The organism is Eubacterium sp. OM08-24, assembly GCF_003438075.1.
Taxonomy (GTDB): domain Bacteria; phylum Bacillota; class Clostridia; order Oscillospirales; family Acutalibacteraceae; genus Ruminococcoides.
This window is the reverse complement of the sequence record NZ_QSTA01000016.1, coordinates 1-9,653: the sequence shown is the minus strand read 5'-3', so window position 1 is coordinate 9,653 and position 9,653 is coordinate 1. Positions and strand designations below refer to the sequence as shown.

At 45.3% G+C, this 9,653-nt stretch carries 7 protein-coding genes and 2 tRNA genes; 4 read left to right on the top strand and 5 right to left on the bottom strand.

Annotated features, from left to right (window positions below; translation table 11 throughout):
* Positions 1–168 precede the first annotated feature (168 nt).
* Both DXC23_RS12250 and DXC23_RS12825 read right to left on the bottom strand, forming a co-directional pair.
* A complete protein-coding gene (locus tag DXC23_RS12250) occupies positions 169–696 on the bottom strand; it encodes a DUF4368 domain-containing protein (RefSeq protein ID WP_242997521.1) in 528 nt (175 codons plus the stop codon).
* On the bottom strand, positions 678–929 hold the full coding sequence (locus DXC23_RS12825; protein ID WP_347474813.1) for a hypothetical protein: 252 nt from the start codon (positions 927–929) through the stop codon (positions 678–680). Before DXC23_RS12825 ends, DXC23_RS12250 begins: the two co-directional genes overlap by 19 nt.
* 285 nt (positions 930–1,214) lie before the next feature.
* Between DXC23_RS12825 and DXC23_RS12245 the strand changes: the two genes are divergently transcribed.
* On the top strand, positions 1,215–1,514 hold the full coding sequence (locus tag DXC23_RS12245; RefSeq protein WP_117706828.1) for a hypothetical protein: 300 nt from the start codon (positions 1,215–1,217) through the stop codon (positions 1,512–1,514).
* A gap of 9 nt (positions 1,515–1,523) precedes the next feature.
* On the opposite strand, the gene DXC23_RS12240 is transcribed toward DXC23_RS12245, so the two are convergent.
* Positions 1,524–3,143, bottom strand: a complete 1,620-nt coding sequence (locus DXC23_RS12240; protein ID WP_117706826.1) for an InlB B-repeat-containing protein — start codon at positions 3,141–3,143, stop codon at positions 1,524–1,526.
* 23 nt (positions 3,144–3,166) lie between these two features.
* On the bottom strand, positions 3,167–5,938 hold the full coding sequence (locus DXC23_RS12235; RefSeq protein WP_117706824.1) for a hypothetical protein: 2,772 nt from the start codon (positions 5,936–5,938) through the stop codon (positions 3,167–3,169).
* A gap of 280 nt (positions 5,939–6,218) precedes the next feature.
* Between DXC23_RS12235 and DXC23_RS12230 the strand changes: the two genes are divergently transcribed.
* A complete protein-coding gene (locus DXC23_RS12230; protein WP_117706822.1) occupies positions 6,219–7,961 on the top strand; it encodes a helix-turn-helix transcriptional regulator in 1,743 nt (580 codons plus the stop codon).
* 74 nt (positions 7,962–8,035) lie between these two features.
* Here the strand turns inward: DXC23_RS12230 and DXC23_RS12225 are convergent, their stop codons facing one another.
* Complete coding sequence (locus tag DXC23_RS12225) at positions 8,036–8,413, bottom strand: TnpV protein (RefSeq protein ID WP_117706820.1); 378 nt, start codon at positions 8,411–8,413, stop codon at positions 8,036–8,038.
* Between the two features lie 887 nt (positions 8,414–9,300).
* On the opposite strand from DXC23_RS12225, the gene DXC23_RS12220 reads away from it, so the two are divergent.
* Positions 9,301–9,376, top strand: a tRNA-Thr gene (locus DXC23_RS12220).
* Between the two features lie 37 nt (positions 9,377–9,413).
* Positions 9,414–9,498, top strand: a tRNA-Tyr gene (locus tag DXC23_RS12215).
* The last annotated feature ends 155 nt before the right edge of the window (positions 9,499–9,653 follow it).

The window sequence follows — 9,653 nt, the reverse complement described above, 5'->3', positions numbered from 1 at the left end:
GTAGAAAAAACGCAAAAAGTACTTCGGGTGGGCCAAAAAAATAAAAGACACCATAGTTGGGGCACCCTCCGTAAGGAAGGTGCCCCAAGCAGGCTCTTGTATCTCAATTAAATTTGTTTCTTTGAAACGGTGTAACCCCTGTGGTTACGCCGTTTTTTCTTTGTTACGCTAGGCGAGGTGCTGCTGGAAGGCTTCTTCCATCTCCTCCGGGGTCAGCTCGTGGAGGATGCCCACGCTGCTGTAATAGATGTCCAGAAACTGCACTCGCTTGCCGTCAATCGTTTTCGGTGCATAGACCACGATTTTGTCCACGAACTCGTGAATCAGCTCCGGCGTCAACACTTTCAGCTCCGTAATCTGCTTGACTTTCTGGATGAAACGCTGTAAGCTCTCGGTCTTGTCTGTTTCGGCTTCCAAGAAAGACTGTATCTCCGGCACAGCGGCTTTTAGTGTTTTCTGTTCCTCCTCATAGGACAGAGACAGCGTGGCATAACGCTCATCGGACAGCTTGCCGCTGGCATTATCTTCATAGATTTTCTGAATCAGAGCGTCAATCCCTGCGATACGCTTCTTCGCCTTGCTCAGCTCCCGGCGCTTTGCCGCCAGCTGCTTTTTCTTGTCCTCCGTGTAGCAATCCATCTGCTTGCGGGAAAATTCTTTCTCAAACGCCTGCACATTCAGCAGGATACGCTGCATACTCTCCAGCACGATTTGCTCCACCACCTTTTCACGGATATAGTGAGTGGAACAGACCTCGGAGTTCTTGCGGTAAGAGGAGCAGAAGAAATACGCCTGTTCCCGCTTGTAGTTGTTGGTGACGCTGTAATACAGCTTTTCTCCGCAATCAGCGCAGTACAGCAGGCCCGAAAACGGACTGACAAATCCACTTTTTGTAGGTCTACGGCGATGCTCGCTATCCCTGTGGACATCGTTTTTCTCTTTGCCGTTTTATCCGAATGTCGTTTTTCTGTGTCTGTCCCGGAATCTCACCGCAGCGTTGCTCCGCTCGCTCCCATCGGGGAGGTCGTGGCAGAATCATATCCCATTCGGACGGTCATTCAATTGTCAGGTCGGCTCTTTGCCCTCACGCTAATCAATTGGGAATTTATTATCGATTTGAACGAAGTAAATTTTGTAAACTTTCCGCAAACGACAAAAAGAGCCGGTACACAGCACATCAAATCGGTGGGAGAAAATATCTCGCCATATCTTTGATGAAACTATGTATCGGCTCTGATCTTCAGAAACCTTCAGTGTCTGCTTTCTTCCGTTCCGCAGGCAGACGCTGCGACAGGAGCGGCGCAGCCGCAATCCCTTTCGTCGGCTGCCTTGTGTTTCATTTCAGATATTCAGTTGTGGGCTCTGCTATGAGAGTAGAATATAGTATAGCATATAGAACGCTTGTTCGTCAACCGTTTTTGAATATTGCTCTCGAAAATGGGACGCCCAAAACGGTTCTGACGGTTAAAAAGATTACGGCGGCTACCGTTTCCGATAGCCGCCGCATAGGTTAAGGTGCTTTGTTATCTGTTGTACTTTTTCTTTCTGCTGACAACCGTTGTGGCGATGGCTACACCGCCGCTGACAAACAGCAGCGCAGCCCACAGAACAATATTGCTGGTATCACCGGTCTTCGGGCTTGTTGTCCCATTGCCGGTATTCGGGCTTGTTGTTTCGCCGGTCTTCGGGCTTGTTGTCCCATTGCCGGTATTTGTCGCAATGATTCCATATTGACTCAAATGGTTTGTCTCAAATACAATATAACCGTTTTCTACCGCAGCAGGCAAGGTCTCTTTAATCTCATCATTTACAATGTAAACGACTTCGTATTTGTCATACCCCTTCAAATCTTCCGGCAGAGCAATTCTGATCTTCATTTTGGTATCGCTGATCTTCACAACATTGTTGTTTCCGTCCAGCACATTGATGTCCGCAACGAATTTCACATTCTTGTCTGCCAATTCCTTCTTGACCTCAATGGACTTGATATCCAATTTGTAATCCTTGCTGACCTCTGTTGCAAATTCGATTTTTGCCTTTGTCTCTCCCGTGCTTTGAATTTCCTTTACCGTGTCCTTACCGGGTTTTTCCGGCTCTCCGGAGGCTTTCGTCCAGGAGGCGTACAAGGTCACATTTTTATACCGCACATAACCGTTGTCTTCCGTAATCAAGGTATCCTTATCATATTTCTTATTGGTCTCCTCGTTATTGTCCCAAATTCTCCAATAAATATACTTCTCCATAGTACCGCTGCCGTCGCTTTTGGTGTTCCAGCCGTTAAAGGTATACCCCTCTCTTACGGGAACATAGGGCAAAAGTGACATTAATGCGCCGGAGTCTCTGCCGCCTACATAGTCGTATGTGTTAGACTCCTTACCGTTGAGCTGTCCGCCGTTAGCATTGAGAGTTACTACGATACCGTCGTTGTCAAAGGTGTTTTTGGTATAGGTTGCGAGAACCGTTACAGCGTCGCTTTTCTTAAAGCAATCAGCCGATATTTCCGTTACAAACTCGCCGTTCAAAGCCCAACCGACAAAGGTATAGCCGTCTCTTACGGGGGTGTATTTGGTTAAATCAACCGTCTTATACTCGCCCGAGCTGCTTGTCAGGGTCATTTCATACTTGCCGTTTACTTTGCCGCCGACGCCGTCAAGCGTCAGGTAATATGTGCCTGTTCCCTTTAGCACTTCTTCGGAGAAGGTCGCATAAATCGTAAGACCGTTGGTGTATGCCACCTCTTCGTCTTCTACATAAAAGGTACCCTTAGAGTTGAAATCGGACAAGGGTATATCCTCCGGGACTCTTGTTTCGCCCGTCCAATCCGTTGCCCAATAGGCGAATTTGGTGCTGCCGTTGAACGGAAGTACGCCCGCAGTCAATTCGGATAAGCTTACCGTTGTGTCCCCGTCGGCAGCATCAAACTTTATCATTTTTGCATAATCGCCGTCGACCTTGCCGTCCATACCGTTAAGGCCGCAGGTGAGTAGCAGCGTGTATTTTCCGTTGTCCTTGACTGTAGCGGCATTGACCGTCATTATGCCTGAAATGCTGAATATTGCTACGAGTAATAACAAAAGTGCCGATTTCAATTTCATACTGACTTTCCCGCCTGAGTTTTTGTTAAGGTTTTTTAATTTTTTCATAAGAGTTCCTCCTTTATAAAGCCTTATTCCAAGGCATTTTTACTTTTCTTTCTGCTTGCAATGCCAAGCACAGTCAGGACGCCGCCGCTGATGAACAGAACGGCAAACCACAAAGCAAGGTTACTGTTATCGCCGGTCTTCAGGCTTGTTGTTTCGCCGGTGCTCGGCTTGTTATCGCTCGGCGTTGTCGTTGCAGATTCGGACTTCCAAGTTGCCTCATAGGTAGCGTTGCTTGTCACTGTGGCTGCAACCGCAGGCTTCCATCCGGCAAAGGTATAGCCGTCACGGGTAGGTGTGCCATTAAATGCAGGAGTAGCCTTGCCGAATTCCACGGTATAAACCTGATCCTTGAAGATTTCCTCATTGCCCACGCCGTCGGTGTAGGTAACGGTAAAGGTTTCGGCAGGAGTCAGATTCTCCCACTGTGCGGTGTAAGTAGCATTCCTGGTCACAGTGTCGGCAACTGTCGGAGTCCAGCCGGTGAACTTATAGCCGTCACGGGCAGGCGTGCCGTTGAATGCAGGGGTAGCCTTGCCGAATTCCACGGTATAAACCTGATCCTTGAAGATCTCTTCGCCATCCACACCATCGGTGTAGGTAACAGCGTACTTCTCGGCAGGAGTCGTGCCACCTGCTTCAGGGGTCATTGTCAGATCAGTGAGAACCCACATAGTGCCGTCGGAGCCGTCGCTCTCATCGCCTTCGTAGCGCGTATAATTCACAAATTCGCCGTTGATCTTCAGCTTGGTGTTGGGACCGAATAGATAAGTGGTGTTTTCACTTTCAACATAGCCCACAGCCTTTACATACACACCGTAATGATAGGTCTTCCCGGCTTCAAAAGCGGTGATTTTGTTTTCATAAGCGCCGCTGAAGAAATCTGCGGAAATCGCACCGGTTTTGCTGTCCAGTTCCCACCACTCGCAATTGTATGCATACTTCACGCCTTCGGGACTCTTGCCGGTAAAAACGGGCTTGTCGCCGTCCTTGAAGCTGACGGTGACATTGTTGATCTCCACCACATCAATAACTTTCACGGTGGTCGGCGTCATGGTCAATACATTCATGAACCAAATGGTTTCGCCGTTATCGTCTACACTGATCTGATCAGGTGTCAGGGTGATTTCTTTACCGTTGATATAGAGCTTTGTGTTCTTATCAAAGCGATAGCCCTCTTCCATGCCCAAGTCGGAAATCTTGAAATATACGCCATAGGTGTAACTCTTTCCGGCTTCAAATTCCGTAATGAGCTTGCCGTTGTAACGCTCGTTCCAGTAGTCGCTAGAGGTAATGCCATAGCCGCTGCCGTCATTGGCGTCCCAACACTCATGGTCGAGATCAATAAACGGATTCACGGCACTGGTCATAAAGCTCGGTTTGTCGCCGGCATTAAAGTTGATACGAGCATTAAAGTCAATTTTCTCTACAGCCTGACCGGGGCGCAGCTCTGTTCCATATGTAATGAGGCAAGTTTTTCCATCATCCATCACCATGACCCACGCAAAGGACGGCAGACTTGCTCCGTTCAATGTGACATTTTCTTTGTTTGTCAAATTACTGTCGAAGGTATAGCCGTCTTTCGCCTGAAGTTTCACGGAATATTCGTATCTTCCGCCCTTTTCAAAGGTGCTGAATCGAACATCGCCGTCCGAATAGCATCTTTCATCGGAATACCAATAGCCAACCGTGTGCATGCTGTCATTGGCGTCTTTCTCATTCTTCTCCCAGCACTCGAAGAGAATATCATATTTATCCTGATCGGCGCCTGCTCGCTTGGCCGATACCTGCGGGGCATTGCCCGGCTGATAGTCGAGTTTCACATTCGCAACATCGACGGCAGTGATCGTGCTGTTTTGTTTGGTCGGCGTAATCGTTTTAACAGCAGGGACATAGAGGAAGTCTCCACTCAAACTCGACTTTATGCTTTCCCCATTCACTGTAACGGCGGTTTCGCTGCTGAAGGAATATCCATCCTTCGACTTCAGCATAAGGGAATACACATAATGCTTGCCGCTTTCAAATTCCGTGATGGTTGGCAGAGAGCCATGCGAGCCGTTATCGGAATACCAGGCGGCAACGGGTTCGTTGTTTTCAAACTGCTGCCAGCATTCATAAGCAATCTCATATTTGTCCGCATCGGCATTATATACCTCGGCGGTTGCCTGTGGGGCATCACCCGGCTGATAGTTGAATTTCATATTCTGGACAACGGCAGAGGTGATGGTGATTGCCGGCGGGCTGTTTTCCTGCACGGTCAGGTCATAGGTGTAATTATGTTTTAGATATTCGTGCATATCCAGAAGTTTAGTGAAAGTACCGGTCGCATCCGGGTGCTCACTGAAATACTGTTTTGCTGCGTCTAAATCCGTGCTAAACTTAACTGGGTCACCGGACGCGGGCGTGAAAGTATAAAAAGACGCAGTCTCAAAATGGTCAACGATTGTCTGCCAGGCCCCGTCTCCGCGCGTAACAGTTCCACTGGCCTGATACGGTGTTTCGATCTCGACCTGAAGGGCTGCAAGTTTGGTCTGCAATGCACCTACACCGCCTTCCAGAAACTCTTCGGAGCTTTTCGTAACCTGTTTGGTTTCAACCACTGCGCCATTGGAATCCTTAACGGAGACATTGGCTGTTACATTGACTTGTTTGTGATATGTGTGCTTGAGGTCATTAAGGTATGTTACTCCCTGCGGAAGGAAATCGATCTCGGCCGCAAACGCCGTAATCGGCACGATGGACAGTGCCAAGCACAAAGTCAGCAGAACAGCCAACAGTCTTTTTGGTTTTGTTTTCATATAATTTTCTCCTTTCTGCGACCATCGCCGCATAAAAATTCAATGCTAAAATTGTCTGTTTCTACTGCCACATTGAAAATGGACGGCAACGATCCATAACAACTGAAGCGTATTTAGGACATTGTTTTGCAATATCATTTTACCATAGGTCAAGAGAGAATTTTAGTATGGTTCCCGAAGTGTCAATTGACTCTTTTGGAAATTTATATAGGAATTCTATTTCCTTTCGTGAACAAATCCGTTATAATACTATTAAATGAAGCATAGCGAGGTAGTTTTTATGGACTTTAATTACAAACTGAATGAATATATGGAGCGTCTTTCCTGTACTGCAAGAGAGCTTTGCAGCTTGTCCGGAATCTCGGCAGCCTCTTTTAGCAGATACAGAAACGGGGAGCGTGTACCGGAATTGGGAACAAAGCCATTTGAGGGATTATGCAGTGCCATTGCACAAATTGCCGTACAAAAAGGAATCACGGGCATTACGGTAGACTCCGTCAAAGCGTCTTTTCTTGCTTGCGAAGATTTTGTATCGACCGACAAGGAGATTCTCCGACAGAACTTTAACACGCTTCTTACCACTCTGAATATCAACCTGACGAGATTGTGTCAGTACATAAACTACGATGCTTCCGCCATTTTTCGTATCCGTAACGGCACAAGAAATCCGGGAAATTCCGAACAGTTTGCCTCTGCGGTTGCTTCCTTTGTGGCAAGGGAAAATCAGACTCTGCCAGAAATTGCTGCCGTGGCAGAGCTTATCGGTTGTAACGCCGACAAAATTCAGGATATATCAGTACGTCATTCCAAAATTAAAGGCTGGCTTTTGGAGAGACAGGCGCAGAAGACCGGAAGTGACAGCATATCAGAGTTCCTACATAAACTGGATGAATTTGATTTGAATGAGTATATCAAGGTTATCAAATTTGATGAATTGAAAGTTCCGTCCGTACCGTTTCAGGTTCCGACCTCTAAGGCCTACTGGGGAATAGAAGAAATGATGGAAAGCGAACTGGATTTCTTAAAAGCGACGGTACTATCTAAATCCATGACTCCTGTAATCATGTACAGCGATATGCCCATGAAAGAGATGGCGAAGGATCCGGATTTCCCGAAAAAGTGGATGTTCGGTATGGCGATGATGTTGAAAAAAGGATTACATCTCAATCAAATCCATAATCTTGACCGTTCCTTTGACGAGATGATGCTGGGTCTTGAAAGCTGGATTCCGATGTATATGACAGGGCAAATCTCGCCGTATTACTTCAAGAATGCGCAAAATAACCTCTTCCTGCACCTTTTGAAGGTGTCCGGAACTGCGGCCCTTTCGGGTGAAGCCATTGCCGGATACCATTCCGATGGAAAATACTATCTTACAAAATCAAAGCGTGAGGTGGAGTATTATCGAAAACGGGCGGAGGAAATGCTGAAAAATGCCTATCCACTGATGGATATTTACCGTAGTGAACAGGAAAATGAATTGACTACCTTTCTGCTCTCCAATGCAGTAAAGCCGGGCGGCCGCCGAGGCATCTATTCTACATTGCCGCTGTACACAATCAGTGAGGAACTGCTCGATCGGATTCTGACTCGGAACAGTGTGAAAGCCGAGCAAAAAGAGCGCATCAAAAAACACGCCGTAGCACAAAGGCAAAGAGTGTTGTCAATCCTTTCATCCGAAACGCTTGAAGATGAGATAACAACCTTCCTGTTGAACGATTTCAATGAAAGACCGCCGGTTTTGGAGCTTTCATCGCTGTTCTATGAAACGGACATTCCGTACAGCGAAGAAGAATATGCAGAGCATCTGAGAGAAACCATGGCGTTTGCCGAGCGGAATCAGAATTACAAAGTAAAATGCAGTACAGCTCACGCTTTTCACAATCTGCAAATTCTGATTCACGAAGGCCGCTGGGCAATGGTATCCAAAGGAAAAGCGCCTGCAATCCATTTCGTCATTCACCATCCTAAATTGCGTAGTGCAATAGAGAACTTTATTCCACCGATAACAGAAATCAAATAGCAAAGAACACATAAACACATAAAAGAGCTGTATAGAAAATGGCCGACAGGTTTCTCTGCCGGTCATTTTGCTTACTATATGTATATGATTTCAGAATTGACAATTTCGGTGGCTCGGTTTCGGATATTGTTCATTTTGCTTACCCAAGCCATGAAGTCGGCGGCTTTTAACTGTTCGTTAATGCCTTCCACCTTTGCCATTTGTTTTACCAGCCGAAAGAACAGTTTCTCTGCCTGATTGCAAATATCGGCAAGGTAATCGTTCAGTTTACCGTTTGTCAGCAGTTCGGAATAGAGTACCCTGCGGTGCTGTTTCAGATACCGCAAGTGTCGCTGTCCCCATACGCCGATATGCCTTGATTCTTCTTTAGGCAGTTTCAGGCAAGGAAGATAGTAGTCACTCTGCAATTCATACCAAAGCCCGTTTTTCTCGTTATAAATGTACTTATCCATTTTGTAATCCTCCAAATATGATTGATTTTACCTACAATCCAATCATTCCGGTTGATTACAAAAGCCAAAGGGAGAGAACTTCCTTACGAAGCCTCTCCCTTGTGGTGTCTTTTGCTTTTTTGTAACACAAAGAAATCTAAGGGATTTGAATCCGACCGTAAAAAAGTTGTGGTGAATTTGTTTTAACACACAAAGTTTAGTTTTATAAATTCAAAATTTAGGTCAACCCTTTTTAAAGGGTTGCGGGTTTGGGCAGAGCCCATAAAATAATAAAAGGTGCACTGATTTTTAATAAAAAGCAAACCGTTGAAATTATATCATAGAATAACCAAACTTTAGATTAGTCAAGACTTTAGCAGAAAACAAAAGTCTTGACTAATGAGTGACAGAAAGTTACACTTGAGTATCAGTAGAGAAAAGATATTCTAAAGGATGCAAAAGTTTGTGTGTGTGGCTAATTTGCCCTTGAAAAGTGGCAAATTAGTAGTTTAGTAGCGTGTCTTTTACTTCGTTGCTATTGTATTGTGTTCCAGCCGCCAAAAGGCAAGCCGTTTGGATATTAAAAATTTGTAATAGCATAAAGTATTTGTGGGCATTGCCATATCTACAACCTTTTGCAATGTTACCCCAACATTGTAAATTTACATTTAAAATCATAAAATTCTAAAAAATAATTGAATTATTTTTTATCGGTAGTATAATAATAAACATACTGAATGGCAAAAGCTCAGCATTTATGCGGATTTTCGGTTTGCTTAAACTTTTTTGAAAAAATTTAAAAAAATTCAAAAAAAGTGTTGACATTTGGAACTTCGTATGGTATTATATATGAGCAGTCAACGAGAGAAACAAAAACAAAACAAAATCTCTTGTAAAACAGCGAAAACGCTGGTGTAGCTCAGTTGGTAGAGCAGCTGATTTGTAATCAGCAGGTCGGGGGTTCAAGTCCGTCCACCAGCTCCAAAATAAGCCTACTGTTTAGGCAGTAGGCTTTACATATGGGAGAATTCCCGAGTGGCCAAAGGGGGCAGACTGTAAATCTGTTGTCACTGACTTCGGTGGTTCGAATCCACCTTCTCCCACCAAAAAATCCGTTCTCATTGAGGACGGATTTTTGCTTTTCATATATTTTGTAGGCTCTATACTAAATGTTGGGGTAAGGAAAGAGCCTACAATATAAAGGCTCTATGTCAATAGTTGGGGTAATCCGAAAAATGAAATAGAGATATTTAACAAGTGG